Raw genomic sequence first — 22,623 nt, forward strand, 5'->3', positions numbered from 1 at the left:
TGGTGCGGAGAAGGGCGGGCGTCAGCTGGTGCGGCCCTTGGCGTCGAACGCCTTCATCCGGTCGAGGACCCCGTCCGCGGTGGGGTGCATCATCTGGTCGACGATCCGGCCGTCCGCGAGGAAGATCACCCGGTCCGCGTAGGAGGCGGCCGCCGGGTCGTGGGTCACCATCACCACGGTCTGTCCCAGCTCGCGCACCGAGTTGCGCAGGAAGCCGAGGACTTCGGCGCCGGAGCGGGAGTCCAGGTTCCCGGTCGGCTCGTCACCGAAGATGATCTCCGGCTGCGAAGCCAGGGCACGGGCCACCGCGACGCGCTGCTGCTGGCCGCCGGAGAGCTCGGTCGGACGGTGGGTCAGCCGGTCGGAGAGGCCCACCATGTCGATGACCTTGCGCACCCACTCCGCGTCGGGCTTGCGGCCCGCGATGTCCATGGGGAGCGTGATGTTCTCCTCGGCCGTCAGCGTCGGCAGCAGGTTGAACGCCTGGAAGATGAAGCCGATCTTGTCCCGGCGGAGCTGGGTGAGCTGCTTGTCCTTGAGAGAGCCCAGCTCCGTCTCGCCGATCCGCACCGAACCGCTGCTGAAGCTGTCGAGGCCCGCCACGCAGTGCATCAGCGTGGACTTGCCGGAGCCGGACGGGCCCATGATCGCGGTGAACTCGCCGCGCGGGAAGTCCACGGAGACCCGGTCCAGAGCCGTCACCCTGGTCTCGCCCTCGCCGTAGACCTTCGACAGATCCGTGGCGCGGGCAGCCACCGTGGTGACGCGGTGTGCGGTGGAAGTGGTCACGGGAATCTCCTGATTCGGGCTCCGGCCGAGGGCTTCGTCCGGGGGTGCGTTCGGTTGCGTCCGCTTGAGTTCGGAACCCCTCCATCGTCACCGGCTTATCGCCGCGGATCGTCAGTCCCCGTGCCCGTTCCCGGGGCCGTCTTGAGTCGCACCGAAGGGCTCCGGTGTCCTCCTTCGGTATGACACCGACCCTGAGAGGTCCATCCGTCCGGCCGAGGGCCCGTGATTCCCTCCGGCCGCCCCGCCCGGTGCCGCATACCCGTCAACCCGCTGCCGGGACAGCGTCGTGTTCCGCGTCACGGACGAGGGGTTCCCGGACCCTGGGAGGGGTCGTCGCCGGCCCGCGTTCGCAGTGCGTCTGAGGCACCGTCGTCCGACCGGGTGGCGCACCCATGGCGAACACCGGGGCGTGCCTGGCGAATGCGCCGTCCGAGTGCGGCGACTTTACGTCAATCCGGAATACCGGTCTTGGTGCTCGTTACCCCGCCCAGGCATGTGACGATGGGCTCCCGCGAGTGCTGACGACCCCTCAAACGGTCAATAAAATAAGACAACATCGCGCCACCGATCGGCTGATCGGAGGAAGCGCCCGGATAGGGTCATGTGCCAACGCGGAGCCGCGCGCCAGGCCCGGATGGTGGAATGCAGACACGGCGAGCTTAAACCTCGCTGCCCCTCGGGGGCGTACCGGTTCGAGTCCGGTTCCGGGCACCACCCAGCGCGCAAGGTCCGACCAGTGGGGATGACCCGGGACGCGCGTGGTCCCTTCCCGTCCCGGCCGCATCGTGGTCACCCGCCCGGCCGGCTCCGGCGGGCGTCGGCCCTCGGCTCGCGCCCGTCCGCGTGCCGTTCGGCTTCCGCAAAGATCCTCCCCAAGCACTAGTCTGATTCCTTTGCCTACCTATTACTCTTGTGGGAAGGCCACGCAGGGTGGCCATGGAGGAGTGAGATGAGGAGCAGCAACCCGGTCTTCTCGCGACGGGGCTTCAGCCGCGACAACGGATACGCGGGCTTCAACGCGGCGCCGCAGGCCGGGGCCCCCGTCGCGGGTGCCAACCCGTACGCGCAGGGCACCGCCGCCAACCCGTACGCCACCAACCCCTACGCCCAGCAGGACACCCAGTACGGCGTTCCGCAGGCACCGGCGCGTTCCGGTGCCATGACGATCGACGACGTCGTCACGCGCACGGCGATCACGCTGGGCACCGTGGTGCTCGGTGCCGCGCTCGCCTGGGCCCTGCTGCCGGTCGACGAGGCCAATCTCGGCAAGTCCTACGGCATCGCGATCGGCGCCGCCCTGGTGGCGTTCGTCCTGTCGCTCGTGCAGTCCTTCAAGCGCAGGCCGTCCCCGGCGCTGATCGTCTCGTACGCGGCCTTCGAGGGTGTCTTCCTCGGAGTGATCTCCAGCGCGGTCAGCACGTACATCGGACCGGGCGTCGTGATGCAGGCGGTGATGGGCACCATGTGTGTCTTCGCCGGTGTGCTGCTCGCGTACAAGATGCGCTGGATCCGCGTCACCCGCCGCTTCTACGGCTTCGTGATGGCCGCCGCCATGGGCTTCATGCTCCTGATGGTGGTCAACCTGCTGTTCGCCGTCTTCGGCGGCGGTGACGGCCTGGGCTTCCGCAGCGGTGGCCTCGGCATCCTCTTCGGCGTCATCGGGATCGTGCTCGGTGCGTGCTTCCTGGCCCTGGACTTCAAGCAGGTCGAGGACGGCATCGCGTACGGCGCTCCGCGCGAGGAGTCCTGGCTGGCGGCCTTCGGCCTCACCATGACCCTGGTGTGGATCTACCTGGAGATGCTGCGCCTGCTCTCCATCCTCAGCGGCGACGACTGACGTACGGACCCGCGACGCGATACGGAACGGCCCGCAGGCTCACCGCCTGCGGGCCGTTCCGCGTCTTTGCGGCGGAACATCGGCGTCCCCCGGCGCATTGCGCCTGGCCGGTCCTTCCCGACGCCGTGCCCGAGCGTCGGCCCGTTGGCAACCGTCCCGCAAGGGCGCGTAGGGTCGCGGAGTGCTCGATACGACCCCGCTGATCACCGCCGTGGACCGATTCGCCGACCGGCTGCGCGCCGCCCCGCAGAGCCGGCTGCAGCGTGGAGCGGCTGCCGAGGGGCTGGCCACGGCCAGAGAGTTGGCTGTGCGGGCCCAGCGCATCGAGGCGCCGGACCGGGAGCCGCGGATCATGCCGGACGCCGGGATCTTCGCGATCGGCGACCAACTCGCCGTAGCGGGTCGTGACTTGGCGGTGGCACTGGAAACGGCCCCGTCGGCTGAGCTGGACGAGGCCGTGCAATTCGTGGTGGAGGCGGCTGCGCGGGCGTTCGCGTAGCGGCGGGCAGGCGGTGGCCCGGAGGCGGCGGGCCGGTGAGAGCCGCTCCGCCCGGAGGATCCGGGTTCTAGAACGACGCGATGACGCGGTCGGCGAGAATGTAGACGTTGTCCTCGCCGCAGGAGAACGTCAGGGCGTACGCGCCGGAGACACCGGAGCCGCCCAGCAGAACGGGGTGTTCGCCCGCGAGCAGCGCCTCGGCCAGCCGCTCGGCCGTCTCGCGGTGGCCGGGGGTCATACAGAGCGTGGTGCCGTCGGCGAAGACATAGACATCAAGAGTGCCGAGCGGGCCGGGGCGCACATCCGCGAGCTCCGTACGGCTGTCCGCGAGCTCCTCCAGACGGTTCACGGTGCGCTCGTGGTCGGTGACGACCGGGGTCTGCACCGGTACGAAGTCGGGGTGCGAGGGGTGGCGGCGACGGGCCGCGGCCAGCTCGGGGGAGTCCTCGGCGAACTCGGCCGTCTCGGGCAGTTCGGTCACGTCCGCCAGCTCGGTCAGTTCCGTCAGCTCTTCGAGCGCCTCGGTGGTGTCGAAGTCCATGGCCTCCAGGCCCGCGAAGTCGGCCTGGCGCGGCAGGAAGAACGGCGCGTCCTCACCGATCCCGGTCAGACCGCCCAGCAGGGACGGGGCGTCGGCGGCATCGCGCGCTTCCTGGGAGGCCCAGAAGGCGCGGGCCTCGGCGAGCTCGCGTTCCCGCTCCTCGGCGAGCGCCTCGGCGACGGCCGCGCGTATCTCGGCGGCCGGGGTGACGTCGTTGCGACTCTGCGTGGGCACGGCGACCTCGTGGGCGCGGGCCACGGTCAGCTCCGTCCGCAGGGCCGTGATCTGCTTGCGCAGCCCGTGAGCAGCGTGCAGAGCAGCGGCGCCCACGGCCGTGGCTGCGGCGGTGGTCAGCAACAGGGCAAGAGACATGGCGCTCACTGACATACTCCCGGTTTCAATCGATCCCCCGACTTCCTACCTCAGCTTGTCCTCTACCTGCGCCCGGTGTCAGTGCATTACGTCACGAATTGGACAGGTCTTTGGGCCTGAGGTTTAACCCTGTTATGGGTGTGACCTGCGGGAATGGGTCTCCCCCAGGAGATAGGTCACATCCTGGGGGAGATTCGGTCACGGTCGGGGCTCGGAACCGGCCACTGCTCAGCCACTCGATCTTGTGGTTGCGCTGGAGTGCGTTCGCTTCTGCGGAGGGTAGGTGCCGCCTTCGTTCCTCAGGCGCCCCCTACCCTCCGCTGCAGCTCAGCTCAGCCGCTCGGTCTTGTGGTCGCGTTCGCTTCGCTTCCGCTGCGGGCAGGTGCCGCCTTCGTTCCTCAGGCGCCCCCTACCCTCCGCTGCAGCTCAGCTCAGCCGCTCGATGACCATCGCCATGCCCTGGCCGCCGCCCACGCACATGGTTTCCAGGCCGAACTGCTTGTCGTGGAACTGCAGGCTGTTGATCAGTGTGCCGGTGATCCGGGCGCCGGTCATGCCGAAGGGGTGGCCGACGGCGATGGCGCCACCGTTGACGTTGACCTTCTCCAGCGGCAGACCGAGGTCGCGGTAGGAAGGGATCACCTGGGCGGCGAACGCCTCGTTGATCTCGGCCAGGTCGATGTCGTCGATGGTCAGCCCGGCCCGCTTCAGCGCCTGCCTGCTGGCCTCCACCGGTCCGTACCCCATGATCTCGGGGGAGAGGCCCGAGACGCCGGTCGAGACGATCCTGGCCAGGGGGGTCAGGCCCAGCTCGCGCGCCTTGGTGTCGGACATGATCACGAGCGCGGCCGCGCCGTCGTTGAGCGGGCAGCAGTTGCCCGCGGTGACCCGGCCGTCGGGGCGGAAGACCGGCTTCAGGCCCTGCACGCCCTCCAGGGTGACGCCCGCGCGCGGCCCGTCGTCCTTCGAGACGACCGTGCCGTCCGGGGTGGTGACCGGGGTGATCTCACGCTCCCAGAAGCCGTTCTTGATGGCTTCCTCGGCGAGGTTCTGCGAGCGCACGCCGAACTCGTCCATGTCCTGACGGGTGACGCCCTTGAGCCGGGCCAGGTTCTCCGCTGTCTGCCCCATCGCGATGTACGCGTCCGGAACCAGCCCGTCCTCGCGCGGGTCGTGCCAGTCGTCACCGCCCTGCTCGGCGCGGGTCGCGGTGCGGGCCTCGGCGTCGGCGAACAGCGGGTTGTGCGTGTCCGGCAGGCTGTCGGAGTTGCCCTTCACGAAGCGGGACACCATCTCGACACCGGCCGAGATGAAGACGTCGCCCTCGCCGGCCTTGATGGCGTGCAGTGCCATCCGGCTGGTCTGCAGGGAGGACGAGCAGTAGCGGGTGACCGTACAGCCGGGAAGGTGGTCCATGCCCATCTGCACGGCGATGATGCGGCCCAGGTTGTTGCCCTGCTCGCCACCGGGAAGGCCGCAGCCGAGCATCAGGTCGTCGATGTCCTTCGGGTCCAGCTCGGGAACCCTGGCCAGCGCGGTCTGGATGATCGTGGCGGTCAGGTCGTCCGCGCGCAGGTCCTTCAGCGACCCCTTGAAGGCCCGGCCGATGGGGGAACGGGCAGCAGAGACGATCACGGCTTCGGGCATCACGCGGCTCCATGAGGGCTGGAAGGCGGGTTCTGGCAGGTGCTGACTTGGAAGTTACCTGTACGTAGATGCTGGGTCACCGGGCAGCGCATGTGACGCGGACCTCTTTTCTAAGCGACCGCTCAGTCGATCAATTGGCCGGGAGGTTGTGCGCCTCGCCGCTCGCCTCCCCGCTCGTCCCGCCGCGCGACTGCCCGTCCGGCTCTCCGTACGGTTCCCCGTACGGTTCCCCGTGTGTCTCCGTGGGCGCCTCCGCGCGCGGGCCCACGCGCGGGTCCGCGTGCGCGTCCTCGCGTGCGTCCGGCTCGGGTTCCCCCTGTGTCTCCGGGTTCGGATGGGGCTCCGTGGCCGCGGGCAGACGCCGCCGCCTGCGGTGCTTGAGGAGCGCCCAGGGCGCTCGGGCCCCCGTGACCTCCGTACCGGCCTCCCTGGCCGCCTGGGAGGCCGCCTTGGCCACCGGCAGCATGTCCTCGCGCCGGGCACCGTCCAGCCGGTCGGACTCCGGCCACAGCCCCAGGACCGCGCAGAGCGTGGGCAGGACCGCCATCGCCGCCGTGGCGTACCCCTCCGCCGACGGGTGGTAGTTGTCCGGGCCGAACAGTTCCCGCGGATTCGCCTCGAACTCCGGCCCCAGCAGATCGCCCAGCGACACCGTGCGCCCACCCTGCTCGACCGAACCGATCGTCTGCGCCGCCGCCAGCTGTCGGCTCACCCGCCGGGCCAGCCAGCGCAGCGGCTGATAGACCGGCTCGATCGTGCCGAGATCCGGGCACGTGCCGACCACCACCTCCGCACCCGTCGTACGCAGCCTGCGTACCGCGGTGGTCAGACAGCGCACCGACTGGGTGGCGGGCATCCGGTGCGTCACATCGTTGGCCCCGATCATGATCACGCAGACGTCGGGCGTGAGGGAGGGATCGGCGAGCAGCAGTGAGACCTGCCGCTCCAGATCGTCCGACCGGGCGCCCGGCTGTGCCACATTGCGCAGATCCACCGGCCGTTCCGACACCGCCGCGAGCCCCGACGCCAGCAACGCCCCCGGCGTCTGCCCGGCCCGGCGCACCCCCTGTCCGGCCGCCGTCGAGTCGCCCAGCAACCCCAGTCGCAACGGGTCCGCGGGGCCGGTGAACGCCACCCCGTACCGTCCGTCCGCGCTCGGCGGAACCGGTGCGACACCGCCGCCCACATGCCGTTTCGCCAGCTGGACCTCCGCCAGCAGTACGCCCACCGCCGCCGCGCCGAGCAGCCCGATGCTGCCGCCGCCGTAGGCCGCGCCCGCCGCGATCCGCCGTGCCACCCTTGCTCTTGACACAGTCCGGTCCACCTCCTCGTTGCCGTACCGCCGTACATACAGCTAACTGCCCCGCGGGGACCGTTGCTCAATCGCTTCGCCCAATCTCGCGCCCGTACGCATACCCTTGCCGGACCATCTCGGAGACCCCGGAGTACACGGTGCAATTCCACGATTCGATGATCAGTCTCGTAGGCAATACCCCGCTGGTGAGGCTGCGCAGTGTGACGGCCGGCATCCAGGCGACGGTCCTGGCCAAGGTCGAGTACTTCAACCCCGGCGGTTCGGTCAAGGACCGCATCGCTCTGCGGATGATCGAGGCCGCCGAGCAGAGCGGCGAACTGCAGCCCGGCGGCACGATCGTCGAGCCGACGAGTGGCAACACGGGCGTCGGCCTGGCGATCGTCGCCCAGCAGAAGGGGTACAAGTGCATCTTCGTCTGCCCGGACAAGGTGTCCACGGACAAGATCAATGTGCTGCGGGCCTACGGTGCCGAGGTCGTCGTCTGCCCGACGGCCGTTGACCCCGAGCACCCCGACTCGTACTACAACGTCTCCGACCGGCTCGTCCGTGAGACTCCCGGCGCCTGGAAGCCCGACCAGTACTCCAATCCCAACAACCCGCGTTCCCACTACGAGACCACCGGTCCCGAACTGTGGGAGCAGACGGAGGGGAAGATCACCCACTTCGTCGCGGGCGTCGGCACCGGCGGCACCATCAGCGGCACCGGCCGCTATCTGAAGGAGATCAGCGGCGGCTCGGTCAAGGTCGTCGGCGCGGACCCGGAGGGCTCGGTCTACTCCGGCGGCTCCGGGCGGCCGTACCTCGTCGAGGGCGTCGGCGAGGACTTCTGGCCGAGCGCGTACGACCGGACGGTCACGGACGAGATCGTCGCCGTGTCCGACAAGGACTCCTTCCAGATGACCCGCCGCCTCGCCAAGGAGGAGGGGCTGCTGGTCGGCGGCTCCTGCGGTATGGCGGTCGTCGCCGCCCTGGAGGTCGCGAAGCGGCTGGGCCCGGACGACGTGGTCGTCGTGCTGCTGCCCGACAGCGGCCGCGGCTACCTGAGCAAGATCTTCAATGACGAGTGGATGGCCGACTACGGCTTCCTGGAGGACACCGGCCCGTCCGCGCGGGTCGGGGACGTGCTCGACCACAAGGAGGGCCCGATCCCGACGCTCGTCCACATGCACCCCGAGGAGACCGTCGGCGAGGCGATCGACGTCCTGCGCGAGTACGGCGTCTCGCAGATGCCGATCGTGAAGCCGGGCGCGGGCCACCCGGACGTGATGGCCGCCGAGGTCATCGGATCGGTCGTGGAACGCGAGCTGCTGAACGCGCTGTTCGCGCAGCGCGCCTCGCTCTCCGACCCGCTGGAGAAGCACATGTCGCCGCCGCTGCCGCAGGTCGGCTCCGGCGAACCCGTCGAGGACCTGATGGCGGTGCTCGGCGGCGCGAACGCGGCGGACGCGGCGATCGTTCTGGTGGAGGGCAAGCCGAAGGGCGTGGTCAGCCGGCAGGACCTGCTGGCGTTCCTCGCCAAGGACGCGGGGACCGGAAAGCCGTAACGGCCGGGGAGCCGTGGTGGCCGGCGAGGCGTAACGGCCCGCGAGGTGTGGCAGTCCGCGAGGCACCGCGGTCCGTGAGGTGTGGCGGTCCGCGGGGCCGGGCTTCGCGAAAACGGTACGAGCGCGACACGTACGCGCAGCACCGGCTTAACACGGGTCGGGCACATTGATGGGTGTCGGCGGGGGAACCCGTCGGCACCCGATACGGCGACACGGACTACGGAGCGGCTCCCGGACCTCCACCGTCGCCCGGACGCGGTGACCGGCGCTGACCCCGGACCGTGTCCCTTCGCGGGGACCGCCGTCGTCCCGCCCCCCGGGAAACCGGGGGTGCGGCGGTCCCCGCGACACATCCGTACGCCCGCGCGCGACGCGCGGTATACGCGGCCGGGGTGATGCGGCCGAACCCGGTACGCGGGCCGGCCGGACGAGTGGCAGCGGATGCTCGACACCGATGTGGCGGGCGCGTTGCGCATCATCCGGGCCTTCACGGCCGATCTGGTGACGGCGGCCGAGGGCCGCACCGCGGCCCTCAGTCCTCCCAGTCGGAGTCCGTATGCCGGGGACGGCGCTGGAACCAGGGCCAGTTCCGGGCCGCGTGCACGGCGTTGACAGCGACGATCCCGAGCCAGACGACGACCAGGCCCGCCGTATGGGCGGCCGCGGCGCCGATCGCCGACAGTGGGATGGCCAGGATCAGCGAGATGATCCCGAAGCCGTAGCGCTCGCCGAAGTTCCCCATGGGCTGCGGAGGGCGCGCCCCCCTGGCGACGCTCACCTGCTGCTCGGCGAGATGACGCCGTACGCGGCGGTCGAGCGTGGTGTCGAGGCGCTGCTCGACCTTCTCCAGGAAGGACTCGACGAGCGCGGACTCGTAATCCGAACCCAGCTCACTACGGGCGTGCAAGGTGGCATCGAGCTCGCTCTTGAGCTCAGGGTCACGGGTATCCATGTCCCTCACGGTACGAATCGGGAGGGCCCGGAGCAGTGGGGCTAACCCCCCTCTTTTCCGGCTGCGTGTCTCTTCCGGCTATGTACGGGCGGCCGCCGTACCGGTGGTCCCGGCCCCGCTGTCCTGGCCCGAAGTCGCCTGGGCGGGGAGGATCGTGTGCTCGGGAATGTGCGTGGTGTCGCGGCGGGCGAGCAGCCAGTACAGCAGCGCGGGTACGACCAGGCCGACCACCCACGAGATGTCGGCGCCGCCCAGCGGAGCGACCAGCGGGCCGGTGTAGAAGTCCGTCGCCAGGAACGGCAGCTGGGCGAGGAGCCCGATCCCGTACACCACCAGCGCGTCCCGGCGCCATGCGCCGTACCGTCCGTGCGGATCGGCGAGGGCGGGGATGTCGTACCGCTCCCGTGAGATCAGGTAGTAGTCGACCAGATTGATCGCCGACCACGGGGTGAAGAAGGTCAGCAGGAAGAGGAGGAAGTCCTTGAAGGAGGCGAGGAAGCTGTCCTTGCCGAGCAGGGCCACGACGGTGCCGACGAGCATGATGCCCGTGATGTAGAGGGCCCGGCCGCGCGGGGAGAGGGTCCTTTGACCGCGGAAGCCGCTGATGCTGGTCACCAGCGACATGAAGCCGCCGTAGGTGTTGAGGACATTGATGGTCAGCTTGCCGAGCGCGATCACGAAGTACAGGAACGAGGCGATCAGACCGGTTCCGCCCAGGGCGACGACATAGCTGACCTGGCCCGCCAGGAAGGCGTCCCCGGCGGTGGCCGCGACGAGCACGCCGAAGACCATGGACCACTGGGAGCCGAGCGCCGAGCCGGAGAGCGTCCACCAGAAGGTGGCGCGGGCGCTGGTCGTACGCGGCAGATAGCGGGAGTAGTCGGCGACGTACGGGCCGAACGCCAACTGCCAGGAGGCGGCGAGCGAGACCGCGAGCAGGAACATCGGCAGATCGAAGGCGCGGTCGGCGAGGACGGCTCCGAGATCGATGCGGTCGAGCAGCCGGACGCCGAGGTAGACGAAGGCGACCGCGCAGATCATCCCGGCGACCCGGCCGAGCATGTGGATGACGCGGTAGCCGATCGCTGCCATCAGGGCGGTGACCAGCGCGAAGATGATGATGCCGGGTGTGTCGCCGAGGTGGGTGAGCTCCCCGACGGCCTGACCGGCCAGCACGCTGCCGCTGGCGAAGAAGCCGACGTACATCACGATCACCAGGGCCAGCGGGATCACCGCGCCCTTGACCCCGAACTGCGCGCGGGACTGGATCATCTGCGGCAGCCCCAGGCGCGGGCCCTGCGCGGAGTGCAGGGCCATCACGGCCCCGCCGAGCAGATTGCCCAGCGCCAGGCCGATGACGGACCAGAACGCGCCGCCGCCGAAGACGACCGCGAGCGCGCCGGTGACGACGGCGGTGATCTGGAGATTGGCGCCGAGCCAGAGTGTGAACTGGCTGAACGCGGTGCCGTGACGTTCGTCGTCCGGCACGACATCGATGGAGCGCTGTTCGAGTAGACCTGCCATGGGTCGGGCTCCCTTCTTGAGGCTGCGGTCGTGAACTGCCGTGGTGCCGTTCGGAAGCGCTCGTCCACCGCGCCGAACCGATCAGGGGCGTCCGCTGCCCCGGCTGCATATAGTCATGCAGAGTTCTTCTTTCTTGAATAGATTGTCAATGCTTTGGGGTAAAACTCTGGTTGTAGAGGCCCGAAGGGCGAGATGAAGAGCCCTGAAAGGGGGGTTTGCGCATGATGTCGTCTCATGTGACGGACTCCGGGGACTTCGGGGACCCCGTGTCCGGGATCGCAGGCCCTTTCCGGGCTTCCGGCTCCGTCGGCCTCGTGGGCCGGGACCGGCCGCTCACCGATGATGGAGACGTCGCGGCCGGGGAGCTGCTCGACCAGTACACGGGATTTTGGAGGGGGACGGTATGAGTGAGAGCAGCCCTGCCGCACGACTGCAGCAGCTCTTCGAGGGGCGCCGGCTGACACCGACGCAACGGCGCATCGCGCACTCGATGGTGCGCAGGGCCGGGGACGCGCCGTTTCTGTCGAGCGTGGAGCTCGCCGAACTCGCCGGGGTCAGCCAGCCGTCCGTCACCCGGTTCGCCGTGGCACTCGGGTTCGACGGCTATCCGGCGCTCCGCAAACACCTGCGGGAGGTCGCCCCCGCCGAGTCCGTACCGGGGGGCGGCGGCGAAGAAGACGCGTACAACGAGTACCAGCAGGCCGTCCTCGGCGAGATCGAGAATCTGCGGCATCTGGCCGAGCTGCTCGCCGACCCCGGTCCGGTCGAGCGTGCGGGCAGACTGCTGGCGGCGTCGCGTCCGCTGCCGGTGCTCGGACTGCGGGCCGCCTCCTCGCAGGCACGCGGGTTCGGGTACTTCGCGGCCAAGGTGCATCCCGACGTGCGGGTGCTCGACGAGGGCGGCAGCATGCTGCACGACCGGATCGACGCCGCCCGGCGGGCGGGCGCCTCGGCGCTGATCTGTTTCGCGCTGCCCCGGCACCCGAAGGAGGTCGTGGACGCTCTCGCGTACGCCCGGGAACAGGGCCTGACCGTGGTGGCGGTCGCTGATTCGGCCTTCGCTCCGGTGGCCGCGCACAGCGACCTGCTGATCCCGGCCGCAGTCGGTACCGGGCTCGCCTTCGACACCGCGTGTGCGCCGATGCTGCTGGGGCGGGTGCTGCTGGAGGCGATGTGCGACGACCTGCCCGACGCGCAGGCGCGGCTGGAGGAGTTCGACGCGAGGGCCGCGGCGCGAGGGCTGTTCGTCGAGTGACGGCGGTGGCGACGGCCCGATCGGGATCAGGTGCTGAGGGCGACCCCGACAACCTCGACGATTCTCAGACACCGCTCATCTACGGCTACTAATCTCCGGCCCCGGAAGGACCAGAAGGAGCTGCGGAGAGGGGTACGGGCGTGGGGCGCGGAGCACAGTCGTTGGCGAGAGTGGCCGTGATCGTACGGGCCGGTTCCGCGCTGCTGTGGTGGCCGGGGCTGCTCGCCGCGGCGATCGGCGCACTGGTGCCGGGGCTCACCGGACGCCGGATCGGGCTGCTGGCCGGAGCCGCGCTGTTCCTGATCACCGCGGCCGTGGTGGCGCTCGTGCGCGACCGCCGGTACGCGGAACTGGCCAAGGGTGCCACCCGCGCCGGACGATCCGACTTCCTCCAGGACCGGGCCGTGACCGTACGCAACTGGCGGCGCGGGCACCGGTGGTGGCTGCTCGGGGCCTTCCTGACGGCGGTGGCGAGCGCCTTTCTGCTGCCCGGGGCCGGCGGCCTGGTTCTCGCGGGGGCGGGGGCCGGACTGTGGCTCAAGGCCGTCAGGATCGGGCAGCGCGAGCGCCGGGACGACGTCCTGTACTGGGTGCGGACCGACTGGGTGGAGCGCGGGCGGCCCGCGGGCAAGCAGGTGAAGGGGTATCGGACGACCGGTCCGATGGCGGGTGACGCCGCGCCCGGCGGGGCGCGGCGTCACCGTTGAGGCCGTCGGGTCAGACCTCCAGGTCGGCCTCGATCCGCTTCAGCTGATGGCGGGCCATCGCCAGGTTGGCACGTTGCGAGTCCAGCACCAGGTACAGGAAAAGACCGTTGCTGCCACGGGCCTTGAGCAGCCTGATCAGGTGGTACTGGGTGCCGAGCGTGATCAGGATGTCCTCGATCTCGTCCTTGAGTCCGAGGTGTTCCATGGTGCGGAGCTTGGAGCGTACGACATCGGTGTTGCCCGCCGCCGCGACCTCCAGGTTGAAGTCCTTGCCGCCGCCGAGGGTGCCCAGCGCCATTCCGCTGGTGTAGTCGACGAGGGCGACAGCCACGGTGCCCTCGATGGACGACATCGCTTCCTTGAGTGACGCTTCGGTGTTCGCCATGTGCAGTGGTTTCCTTTCCTGGCCGGCCGGGTCGACCGGATCCGTGGGTTGTCTCCGGGGCATGGGGTCTCAGGTGCGGTGGGGCAGCGGCCCGGGACGCGGGTCGTGCTGCTCGGGGGCGTGGACCGGGGGCACCGGGTGTTCGGTGCGCCGCATCGCGGGGTCGATCAGTTCGCCGATCCGGGCGCCCGCCCGGCGGCCCTCCAGATGGAGCCTGCCGACGTTGATCCGGTCCTCCGCCAGCAGTGTGAGGACGGCCGAGGAGCCCGCGGCGTAGGTCGCGATGTAGCCGGTCTCGCCGCGTACGAGAAGTTCCCGGAAGCCGCCCCGGCCGGTCGCCTCCGCCATCCGGATCGCGACCCCGAGAGCGGCGGCGGTCAGTGCGGCGACGCCCTCCGCCTCCACGCCCGGGGTGTCGTGGGCCAGGACGAGGCCGTCGACGCCGGCCGCCAGGGCGCCGGAGAGGAGAGGAACCCGGGCCCGTAACCGCTGGAGCTCGGCCAGGACGTCCCGCAGTTCGGATTCGGGCACCATCAGCTGTCTCCTTCCGGCACGCTGTCTGAGCGCGCGTATCACAGGGCCTCCAATGCGTCTCGGAGCCGGCGCAGCAGGGCGATGTCGGGGTCGGCCGTGACGTCGGGAAGCGGGATCCGGCCGGAGCCGGTCGCGGCCGTCGGTTCCCGTACCGCCTCGACCAGTCCGGACGCGGCCAGGCGCCGCAGACCGACCAGGACGTGGAACGCCGGCCTGCCCAGTTGCTGGGCGATGTCCGACGCGGTACGCGCCCCGTCCACGAGATCGAGCACGCGGCGACGGCCCGGCGGAACGGGTGCGTCGACGGAACGGTCCGTCCGTACCAGCGGTGCGCTGTCGGTCATCGCGTCGGGCCAGATCCGCTCCAGCAGCTCGCGGCGCCGGAAGGTCTCGCGCTGCACGGCGTCGACGGGGACGGGGCGGACGGTGCCGATCCAGTGCGAGACCCCGTGGCGGAAGCGTGCCGGTGTCCGGGTGGGTGCCAGCGCGAAGAACGCGGCGTCGTACAGCGCGCCCAGATGACACAGCTCCAGCGCCCCGGCCGGCACCCTCCCGCTGTCCACCAGGTGGCGGCCGACCCGTTGTCCGGCGCCCGCTCTCGCGACCGCCTCCCACCAGCCGTCGCGATGCAGGGCGCCGCCCGTGGTGAGCAGGACGTCGATGCCGGGGGTCGCCGGGCTCTCGGCGTGCACCACCTGGCCCTCGGCGAGGTAGAGGGTGCCGCGGTCCCGGATCAGGGCGCCGGTGGCGCGCTCGGCGGCGAGGCGCCGCAGCATGGGGGAGAGGGACGTGCCCCCGGCGGGGATGGCCGTCCTCACGCCAGGACCAGCCGCTCGGCCATCTCGCCCAGCCGTATCCGGGCGAGAGCCAGATTGCCCTCCGCGCGATCGAGCCAGAGATGGACGAAGACGCTGCTGTCGAAGGCGGTCTCGACGAAACGGAGGATGTGGTACCCGGTGCGGGTGGTGACGATGACGTCCTCGACAGGGGGTGGCGATCCGCCGGCCGCCTCTTCCGGCAACGCGGTCGACGGCCCGGTCGCCTCGTGGGCGAAGGCGGGCTGCTCGGCCGCCATCCGCGCGACCTCGGCGGTCTCCGCAGCGGTGGCCTCGTGGTCGCCGTTGGGCGATTCGCCGATGGTGCCGAGGGCGAGGCCGCTCGTCCAGTCGACCACCGCGGCGCCGCGGGCACCGGGCAGCCTCATGACTTCGAGCAGGCACTCGTCGATTCCGGGCACGCGCACTCCCCTCCCGACGTGGCGTACGGCTGTGACCCAGAGGCTACGCAACGTGCCCGCTCCGGGCGGGAGTTCTGGCATTTTCCATAGGTACATGCGCAAGGGATCTTCGGATGCGCGCGCGGCGGATCTTCGCAGGGGGCGCGGGAGGCGTGCCGGAACGCCCCAGCACACAGCGTGCGGGTGTCGTCGCTCCACGGTGTCGGCGCGAGGCTGTTGACTATGAGTATTCAGTTCATCAAGATGTGAATAGAAGATTTACAGACGCGAGGAGGCACCGCCATGTCAGGACCCCGCCCCGTACGGGCACCGCGCGGTACGGAACTGAGCACCCTGGGATGGCAGCAGGAGGCCGCTCTGCGCATGCTGCAGAACAACCTCGACCCCGAGGTCGCCGAGCACCCCGACAAGCTCGTCGTCTACGGCGGCACCGGCAAGGCGGCCCGCGACTGGCGCTCGTTCGACGCGATGGTGCGCACCCTGCGGACGCTCAAGCAGGACGAGACGATGCTCGTCCAGTCCGGGCGTCCGGTCGGCGTCATGCAGACCCACGAGTGGGCGCCGCGGGTCCTGATCGCCAACTCCAACCTGGTGGGCGACTGGGCGAACTGGGAGGAGTTCCGCCGCCTGGAGGCGCTCGGACTCACCATGTACGGCCAGATGACCGCCGGATCATGGATCTACATCGGTACGCAGGGCATCCTGCAGGGCACGTACGAGACGTTCGCCGCCGTCGCCGCGAAGAAGTTCGACGGGACGCTGGCCGGTACGATCACCCTCACCGCCGGACTCGGCGGCATGGGCGGTGCCCAGCCGCTCGCCGTGACCATGAACGACGGCGTCGCTATCTGCATCGACTGCGACCCGCGCGCCATCGAGCGCCGGATCGAGCACCGCTATCTGGATGTGCGCGCCGACTCCCTGGAGCACGCGCTCCAGCTGGCCACCGAGGCCCGGGATGCCCGCAAGCCGCTCTCCATCGGCCTGCTGGGCAACGCGGCGGAGCTGCTGCCGCGGATGCTCGCCGAGGGCGCACCGATCGACATCGTCACCGACCAGACCAGCGCGCACGACCCGCTCTCGTACCTCCCGCTCGGTGTCGACTTCGACGACATGGCCTCGTACGCCGCCGAGAAGCCCGCCGACTTCACACAGCGCGCACGGGAGTCGATGGCCAAGCACGTCGAGGCGATGGTCGGCTTCATGGACGCCGGGGCCGAGGTCTTCGACTACGGAAACTCGATCCGTGGCGAGGCCCGGCTCGCGGGGTACGACCGGGCGTTCGACTTCCCCGGATTCGTGCCCGCCTACATCAGGCCGCTCTTCTGCGAGGGCAAGGGACCGTTCCGCTGGGCCGCCCTGTCCGGCGAGGCGTCGGACATCCACAAGACCGACAAGGCGATGCTCGAACTCTTTCCGGAGAACGAGTCGCTGCACCGCTGGATCAAGATGGCCGGTGAACGCGTCCACTTCCAGGGACTGCCCGCCCGGATCTGCTGGCTCGGTTACGGCGAGCGCGACCGGGCCGGTGAGCGGTTCAACGACATGGTGGCGAGCGGTGAACTGGCCGCTCCGCTGGCCATCGGGCGCGACCACCTGGACTGCGGCTCCGTGGCCTCCCCGTACCGGGAGACCGAGGCCATGCTCGACGGGTCCGACGCGATCGCCGACTGGCCGCTGCTGAACGCCATGGTCAATGTGGCGTCGGGGGCCTCCTGGGTCTCCATCCACCACGGCGGCGGCGTCGGCATGGGGCGTTCCATCCACGCCGGGCAGGTGACCGTCGCCGATGGTACGAAGCTGGCGGGCGAGAAGATCCGCCGCGTGCTCACCAACGACCCGGGCATGGGCGTCATCCGGCACGTGGACGCCGGGTACGACATCGCGGAGTCGGTCGCCGCGGACAAGGGTGTGCGCGTACCGATGACGGAGGACGAACGATGAGCGAGCCGTCCGGGGGCAAAAGCCGCGGCGGCGTCCCCCCGTCCCAGGCCGGAACCCGACCGTCCGGGGCCGGAGCGTCGTTCCAGGCCATGTGGCGGGAGCTGGCGCCCATCGGCCGGCATCGGGACAGCGGCGGCTACCGCCGCTACGCCTGGACCGGGGCCGACGCCGACTGTCGCGCCTGGTTCCGCGCCCAGGCCGAGGCACGCGGACTCACCCACGAGGTCGACCGGAACGGCAATCAGTGGGCCTGGCTCGGTGACCCCCTGGCCGGGGACGCCGTCGTCACCGGATCGCACCTCGACTCCGTACCGGACGGCGGCGCCTTCGACGGGCCGCTCGGTGTGGTCTCCTCGTTCGCCGCGCTCGACGAACTCCGCCGCAGAGGAGCGGAGTTCACCCGGCCGCTGGCCATCAGCAACTTCGGTGACGAGGAGGGGGCCCGCTTCGGGCTGGCCTGTGTGGGTTCCCGGCTCGCCGCGGGGCAACTGACCGTCGAGGCGGCCCACCGGCTGCGCGACGGCGACGGCATCACGCTGCCACAGGCCATGGAGGCGGCCGGATACGACGCCGACGCCATCGGCCCCGACCCCGAACGGCTCGCCCGCATCGGCGCGTTCGTCGAGCTCCACGTCGAGCAGGGGCGCGCCCTCGACCTCACCGGCGACCCGGTCGGCATCGCCTCCGCGATCTGGCCGCACGGGCGCTGGAGGTTCGACTTCCGGGGCGAGGCCAACCACGCGGGCACCACCCGGCTGACGGACCGCCGCGACCCGATGCTCACGTACGCCGAGACGGTGCTGGCGGCCCGCCGCGAGGCGGAGCTCGCCGGAGCCCTCGCCACCTTCGGCAAGGTCGCCGTCGAGCCGAACGGTGTCAACGCCATCCCCTCCCTCGTCCGTGGCTGGCTCGACTCCCGCGCCGCCGATCAGGACCGCCTCGACGCCGTGGTCGGCGGCATCGAGCGGGCCGCCCGGGAACACGCCGAGCGGGCCGGGATCGACCTCGACGTCGTACAGGAGTCCTTCACGCCCGTCGTGGAGTTCGAGCACGCCCTGCGCGACGAACTCGGCAAGATCCTCAGGGGCCGGGGCGATGCGGACCGGGCCGTACCCGTCCTCGGTACCGGAGCCGGACACGACGCGGGTATTTTGTCCGCTTCGGTCCCGACCGCCATGCTGTTCGTACGGAACCCCACCGGGATCTCGCACTCGCCGGCCGAGCACGCCGCCGAGGACGACTGCGTGGCCGGGGTGATCGCACTCGCCGACGTACTGGAAGGTCTCGCGTGCAGCTGACAACGGAGCCGACGAGCAGGCCCGTCACCGTGACGTACTGGTTGTCCCACGCCTGGCTCGGCACGCATGTCGAGCCGGACGTCGCCCTGGACGTGTCCGGCGGGATCGTCGCCGGCGTCCGCACCGGCGTCTTTGCCCCGCCACCGGGCGCCACCGTGCTGCGCGGACTCACCCTCCCCGGGCTCGCCAACACCCACTCGCACGCCTTCCACCGTGCGCTGCGTTCCACCGTCCAGGTCGGCTCCGGCACCTTCTGGACCTGGCGCGAGACCATGTACCAGATCGCCGCCCGGCTCACCCCCGACTCCTACTACGACCTCGCCCGTGCCGTGTACGCCGAGATGGCCCTGGCCGGTATCACCGCGGTCGGCGAATTCCACTATCTGCACCACGCGCCGGGCGGCACCCCGTACAACAACCCGAACGCCATGGGCGAGGCGCTGATCGCGGCCGCGGGTGAGGCCGGTATCCGGATCACGCTGCTGGACACCGCCTACCTCTCCGCCGGATTCGGCCGGCGCCCCACCCAGTACCAGCAGCCCGATCACCACCAGCTGCGCTTCTCCGACATCACCGCCGACGCCTGGGCGGAACGCGCTTCCCTTCTCAAGGGCGACGACCACGCCCTGATCGGTGCGGCCGTCCACTCCGTGCGCGCCGTCCCGGCCACGCAGCTCGCCACCGTGGCCGCGTGGGCCGAGGAGCGGCAGGCCCCGCTCCATGTCCACCTCTCCGAACAGACCGCGGAGAACGACGCCTGCCTCGTCGCCCACGGCTGCACCCCCACCCGGCTCCTCGCCGACCACGGTGTCCTCGGCCCGCGCACCACCGGCATCCACAACACCCACCTGACCGGCGAGGACATCACACTCCTCGGCTCCTCGGCCACGGGCACCTGCATGTGCCCCACCACGGAACGCGACCTCGCCGACGGGATCGGTCCCGCCGCGGCCCTCCAGCGCGCCGGCTCGCCGCTCTCGCTCGGCAGCGACAGCCACGCCGTGATCGACCTCTTCGAGGAAGCTCGGGCGATGGAGCTCGACGAACGCCTGCGCACCCGGGCGCGCGGTCACTGGACGGCGGCCGCCCTGCTGCGCGCCGCGACCGTCGACGGGCATGCCGCGCTCGGCCGGCCCGAGGCGGGCATCCTCGAACCGGGGGCCCCCGCCGATCTGACGACCGTCGCCCTGGACTCGGTCAGAACAGCGGGGCCGGTGCCGAGGCTGGCCGCCGAGACAGTCGTATTCGCCGCCTCCGCAGCCGATGTGCGGCACACGGTCGTGGCGGGCCGGCACATCGTCCGCGACGGGCGGCACACGCTGGTCGAGGACGTCCCCGCGGCGCTCGCTTCGGCGATCGCCGCACTCCACCGCTGAGCGAGCCGGCCCGGAGACCGGTGATCCCCGAGCCCCCCGACCCGCGGATCACCGACTCCGAAGCCCCCGATTCCCAGGCCCTCGATTCCGAGGCTCCCGGCCCGTCGGTCGCCGCCCCCGAGCCCCCGGCTCCAGGGGACCCGACCCCGGGACCGCGCCGAGGGGCGGCGCCCCGACCCGCTCCCCACAGGCCCCGCCACGGGCCGCCCCGCAAGCCGATACCCAAGGAGAGCAGTCTCCCCATGACGACGACCGCCATCACCCACATCGCCAGTCTGGTCACCAACGACCCCTCCCTCCGCGCGGATTCCCCCCTGGGTCTGATCCGGGACGCCGCCGTCGTCATCGAGGACGACCGGGTCGTCTGGACCGGTGAGTCGAGCAAAGCACCCGCCACTGACAACGCCGTCGACGCGGGCGGCCGGGCGGCGATCCCCGGCTTCGTGGACTCCCACTCCCACCTCCTGTTCGCCGGCGACCGCACCGAGGAGTTCAACGCCCGGATGTCCGGCCGCGCCTACAGCGCGGGCGGCATCAGGACCACGGTCGCCGCCACCCGCGCCGCCACCGACGAAGAACTCTCCGCCAACGTCGCCCGCTACCTCGCCGAGGCGCTGCGCCAGGGCACCACCACCATCGAGACCAAGTCGGGCTACGGCCTCACCGTCGAGGACGAGGCACGCGCCCTGCGCATCGCCGCCCGGCACACCGAAGAGGTCACCTACCTCGGCGCCCACATCGTCTCCCCGGACTACGCCGACGACCCGGCCGGCTACGTCGACCTGGTCACCGGAGCGATGCTCGACGCCTGTGCCCCGTACGCCCGTTGGGTCGACGTCTTCTGCGAGAAGGGCGCGTTCGACGGGGACCAGGCCCGCGCCGTCCTCACCGCCGGCCGCGCCAAGGGCCTGCACCCCCGCGTCCACGCCAACCAGCTCGGCCACGGCCCCGGCGTCCAGCTCGCCGTCGAGCTCGACGCCGCGTCCGCCGATCACTGCACCCATCTCACCGACGCGGACATCGACGCACTGGCCCACGGCAACACCGTGGCCACCCTGCTCCCCGGCGCCGAGTTCTCCACCCGCGCCACCTGGCCGGACGCCCGCCGCATCCTCGACGCGGGCGCCACCGTCGCACTCTCCACCGACTGCAACCCGGGCTCGTCGTTCACGTCCTCCATGCCCTTCTGCATCGCTCTCGCCGTACGCGACATGGGCATGACCCCGGACGAGGCCCTCTGGTCCGCCACCGCCGGCGGCGCCGCGGCCCTGCGCCGTACGGACATCGGCCGCATCGCCCCCGGCGCCCGCGCAGATCTGGTCCTGCTCGACGCACCCAGCCATGTCCACCTCGCCTACCGGCCGGGCGTCCCCCTGGTCCACGCGGTCTGGCAGCACGGCGAACGCGTCGTCTGAGTCCTTGCCGCCGCGGCCGGGAGCCCGCCGAGGACCGGCGCCGCCGCGGCCGGGAGTCCGTGCGGCCGGGAGCCCGTGGATCCGGCACCCGTGACACGGCGTCACACATGCGGAAGGACCCGCCCGTTGCCGGTGCAGGTCCTTCCGCAAGGGGGCTCGCGGTATGCCGCGCGCGGGTGTTCCGCGGGCACGCGAGCTGCCCGTCACTCCTCCAGCGTCAGCCCCTTGCGGAGCTTGACCAGTGTGCGGGACAGCAGCCGCGACACATGCATCTGGGAGATGCCCAGCTCCTCACCGATCTCCGACTGCGTCATGTTGGCGACGAACCGGAGCGAGAGGATCGTGCGGTCACGGCCTGGCAGCGAGGCGATCAGCGGCTTCAGGGACTCGACGTACTCGATGCCTTCGAGTCCGTGGTCCTCGTAGCCGATGCGGTCCGCCAGCGCGCCTTCGTGGTCGTTCTCCTCGGGCTTGGCGTCCAGCGAGCTCGCGGTGTACGCGTTGCTCGCGGCCATACCCTCGACGACCTCGTCGTGGGTGATGTCGAGACGGTCGGCGAGCTCGCCCACGGTGGGCGAGCGATCCAGCTGCTGGGCGAGCTCGTCGCCCGCCTTGGCCAGGTCGAGCCGCAGCTCCTGCAGTCGGCGCGGGACGCGCACGGACCAACTGGTGTCGCGGAAGAAGCGCTTGATCTCACCGACGATGGTCGGCATCGCGAACGTCGGGAACTCCACGCCCCGACTGAGCTCGAAGCGGTCGATCGCCTTGATCAGGCCGATGGTGCCGACCTGGACGATGTCCTCCATCGGTTCGCTGCGGGAGCGGAACCGGGAGGCGGCGAACTTGACCAGGGCCAGGTTCAGCTCGACGAGCGTGTTGCGGACGTACGAGTACTCGTGGGTGCCCTCTTCGAGGGATTCGAGCCGTTCGAAGAGCGTCTTCGACAGGGCCCTGGCGTCCAGCGGCCCCACCTCGTCGTAGGGCGGGATCTCGGGAAGTCCTTCGAGACCGTCCGTGACGACGTGGTCGTCGGTGTCGGCGGCGGTGTCCGCGCCGATGGTGCTGATGTCGCTGTTGCGCGTGCCGTCCGAGACGTTCGCGGTAGGGGAGTCCGAGGGGGTCGGTCCCTGAGGACATGCTGACGTCGCGTCGTGCGTGCGCGGTGCGTCGAGCCGGGGTGACATGGTCTCCTCCATCGTTCTCGGCATATGGCTGCCGATGCCCATACGTGTTCCTGCGGTGAAGCGGCGCCTCCGAAGCCGGCCGTGTTTTGGGTGTCCTCATACCCTTACCCGGTTCGGATGGACAGTTACAAGCTCCAATTGAAGCTATATGTCCGGTTTGTTGAGGTCTTCGGGTACCGCGTGGCGAACGGAACGCGTACTGTTTCAGTGACGTCAGCGACAGCTACAACGAATCTGCATACGTAAAGACGCAGGCAGTGACGAACGG

At 70.6% G+C, this 22,623-nt stretch carries 20 protein-coding genes, 1 tRNA gene and 1 pseudogene; 11 read left to right on the forward strand and 11 right to left on the reverse strand.

What is annotated here, in order from left to right; all coding sequences use genetic code 11:
• Positions 1-21: 21 nt before the first annotated feature.
• Positions 22-789 (reverse strand): ABC transporter ATP-binding protein, encoded by a 768-nt coding sequence (locus ACF1B9_RS21745; RefSeq protein WP_351076728.1) that lies wholly within the window; start codon positions 787-789, stop codon positions 22-24.
• A gap of 628 nt (positions 790-1,417) precedes the next feature.
• On the opposite strand from ACF1B9_RS21745, the gene ACF1B9_RS21750 reads away from it, so the two are divergent.
• The 3 genes from ACF1B9_RS21750 (at position 1,418) to ACF1B9_RS21760 (ending at position 3,125) form a co-directional block, all read left to right on the forward strand.
• Positions 1,418-1,503, forward strand: a tRNA-Leu gene (locus tag ACF1B9_RS21750).
• Between the two features lie 235 nt (positions 1,504-1,738).
• Positions 1,739-2,626 carry a Bax inhibitor-1/YccA family protein gene (locus ACF1B9_RS21755; RefSeq protein ID WP_391743027.1) on the forward strand — a complete coding sequence of 296 codons (888 nt, stop codon included), beginning with the start codon at positions 1,739-1,741 and terminating at the stop codon, positions 2,624-2,626.
• Positions 2,627-2,807: 181 nt separating this feature from the next.
• Entirely contained in the window at positions 2,808-3,125 is a 318-nt protein-coding gene (locus ACF1B9_RS21760; RefSeq protein WP_351076734.1) for a hypothetical protein, read from the forward strand.
• A gap of 67 nt (positions 3,126-3,192) precedes the next feature.
• Here ACF1B9_RS21760 and ACF1B9_RS21765 read toward each other — a convergent pair whose 3' ends face one another.
• From ACF1B9_RS21765 to ACF1B9_RS21775, 3 genes are all read right to left on the reverse strand, one after another.
• Positions 3,193-4,023, reverse strand: a complete 831-nt coding sequence (locus tag ACF1B9_RS21765) for a hypothetical protein (protein ID WP_391743174.1) — start codon at positions 4,021-4,023, stop codon at positions 3,193-3,195.
• A 441-nt stretch (positions 4,024-4,464) separates the two neighbouring features.
• Positions 4,465-5,685: an acetyl-CoA C-acetyltransferase gene (locus ACF1B9_RS21770; protein ID WP_391743026.1), complete on the reverse strand. Its 1,221-nt coding sequence runs from the start codon at positions 5,683-5,685 to the stop codon at positions 4,465-4,467.
• A 130-nt stretch (positions 5,686-5,815) separates the two neighbouring features.
• Positions 5,816-6,982 (reverse strand): SGNH/GDSL hydrolase family protein, encoded by a 1,167-nt coding sequence (locus tag ACF1B9_RS21775; protein ID WP_391743173.1) that lies wholly within the window; start codon positions 6,980-6,982, stop codon positions 5,816-5,818.
• 155 nt (positions 6,983-7,137) lie between these two features.
• On the opposite strand from ACF1B9_RS21775, the gene ACF1B9_RS21780 reads away from it, so the two are divergent.
• Both ACF1B9_RS21780 and ACF1B9_RS21785 read left to right on the forward strand, forming a co-directional pair.
• Positions 7,138-8,544, forward strand: coding sequence for a cystathionine beta-synthase (locus ACF1B9_RS21780; RefSeq protein WP_391743024.1), 1,407 nt, complete (start codon positions 7,138-7,140; stop codon positions 8,542-8,544).
• Between the two features lie 377 nt (positions 8,545-8,921).
• Positions 8,922-9,078 (forward strand): annotated as a pseudogene (locus ACF1B9_RS21785) (short-chain dehydrogenase); the annotation flags it as partial.
• Here the strand turns inward: ACF1B9_RS21785 and ACF1B9_RS21790 are convergent.
• Together ACF1B9_RS21790 and ACF1B9_RS21795 are read right to left on the reverse strand one after the other, a co-directional pair.
• Positions 9,077-9,496, reverse strand: coding sequence for a hypothetical protein (locus ACF1B9_RS21790; protein ID WP_391743023.1), 420 nt, complete (start codon positions 9,494-9,496; stop codon positions 9,077-9,079). The pseudogene ACF1B9_RS21785 and the gene ACF1B9_RS21790 overlap by 2 nt on opposite strands.
• Positions 9,497-9,574: 78 nt before the next feature.
• On the reverse strand, positions 9,575-11,020 hold the full coding sequence (locus ACF1B9_RS21795; protein WP_391743022.1) for a purine-cytosine permease family protein: 1,446 nt from the start codon (positions 11,018-11,020) through the stop codon (positions 9,575-9,577).
• 403 nt (positions 11,021-11,423) lie between these two features.
• Between ACF1B9_RS21795 and ACF1B9_RS21800 the strand changes: the two genes are divergently transcribed.
• Complete coding sequence (locus ACF1B9_RS21800; protein WP_391743021.1) at positions 11,424-12,275, forward strand: MurR/RpiR family transcriptional regulator; 852 nt, start codon at positions 11,424-11,426, stop codon at positions 12,273-12,275.
• Between the two features lie 140 nt (positions 12,276-12,415).
• On the forward strand, positions 12,416-12,982 hold the full coding sequence (locus ACF1B9_RS21805; RefSeq protein ID WP_391795932.1) for a hypothetical protein: 567 nt from the start codon (positions 12,416-12,418) through the stop codon (positions 12,980-12,982).
• A 10-nt stretch (positions 12,983-12,992) separates the two neighbouring features.
• Here ACF1B9_RS21805 and ACF1B9_RS21810 read toward each other — a convergent pair whose 3' ends face one another.
• The 4 genes from ACF1B9_RS21810 to ACF1B9_RS21825 form a co-directional block, all read right to left on the reverse strand.
• A complete protein-coding gene (locus ACF1B9_RS21810; protein WP_391743018.1) occupies positions 12,993-13,367 on the reverse strand; it encodes a hypothetical protein in 375 nt (124 codons plus the stop codon).
• Between the two features lie 69 nt (positions 13,368-13,436).
• The gene (locus ACF1B9_RS21815) at positions 13,437-13,901 is read right to left on the reverse strand and encodes a roadblock/LC7 domain-containing protein (RefSeq protein ID WP_391743017.1); all 465 of its coding nucleotides are present in this window, start codon (positions 13,899-13,901) and stop codon (positions 13,437-13,439) included.
• Positions 13,902-13,939: 38 nt separating this feature from the next.
• The gene (locus tag ACF1B9_RS21820) at positions 13,940-14,677 is read right to left on the reverse strand and encodes a transcriptional regulator (RefSeq protein WP_391743172.1); all 738 of its coding nucleotides are present in this window, start codon (positions 14,675-14,677) and stop codon (positions 13,940-13,942) included.
• A 38-nt stretch (positions 14,678-14,715) separates the two neighbouring features.
• Complete coding sequence (locus ACF1B9_RS21825) at positions 14,716-15,138, reverse strand: hypothetical protein (RefSeq protein WP_391743015.1); 423 nt, start codon at positions 15,136-15,138, stop codon at positions 14,716-14,718.
• Positions 15,139-15,420: 282 nt separating this feature from the next.
• Here ACF1B9_RS21825 and hutU point away from each other — a divergent pair, with 282 nt between their 5' ends.
• The 4 genes from hutU to hutI all read left to right on the forward strand — a co-directional run bounded on the left by hutU (position 15,421) and on the right by hutI (position 21,171).
• Complete coding sequence (hutU, locus tag ACF1B9_RS21830) at positions 15,421-17,082, forward strand: urocanate hydratase (protein WP_365692655.1); 1,662 nt, start codon at positions 15,421-15,423, stop codon at positions 17,080-17,082.
• Positions 17,083-17,171: 89 nt separating this feature from the next.
• Positions 17,172-18,380 carry an allantoate amidohydrolase gene (locus tag ACF1B9_RS21835; protein ID WP_391743171.1) on the forward strand — a complete coding sequence of 403 codons (1,209 nt, stop codon included), beginning with the start codon at positions 17,172-17,174 and terminating at the stop codon, positions 18,378-18,380.
• Positions 18,371-19,756, forward strand: coding sequence for a formimidoylglutamate deiminase (locus tag ACF1B9_RS21840; RefSeq protein WP_391743014.1), 1,386 nt, complete (start codon positions 18,371-18,373; stop codon positions 19,754-19,756). The genes ACF1B9_RS21835 and ACF1B9_RS21840 overlap by 10 nt, the downstream gene beginning before the upstream one ends.
• Positions 19,757-19,998: 242 nt before the next feature.
• Complete coding sequence (hutI, locus tag ACF1B9_RS21845) at positions 19,999-21,171, forward strand: imidazolonepropionase (protein ID WP_391743013.1); 1,173 nt, start codon at positions 19,999-20,001, stop codon at positions 21,169-21,171.
• 203 nt (positions 21,172-21,374) lie between these two features.
• Here the strand turns inward: hutI and ACF1B9_RS21850 are convergent, their stop codons facing one another.
• Positions 21,375-22,355 (reverse strand): RNA polymerase sigma factor SigF, encoded by a 981-nt coding sequence (locus ACF1B9_RS21850; protein ID WP_391743169.1) that lies wholly within the window; start codon positions 22,353-22,355, stop codon positions 21,375-21,377.
• Between the last annotated feature and the right edge of the window lie 268 nt (positions 22,356-22,623).

This window comes from Streptomyces sp. NPDC014727, assembly GCF_043083485.1.
Lineage (GTDB): Bacteria > Actinomycetota > Actinomycetes > Streptomycetales > Streptomycetaceae > Streptomyces.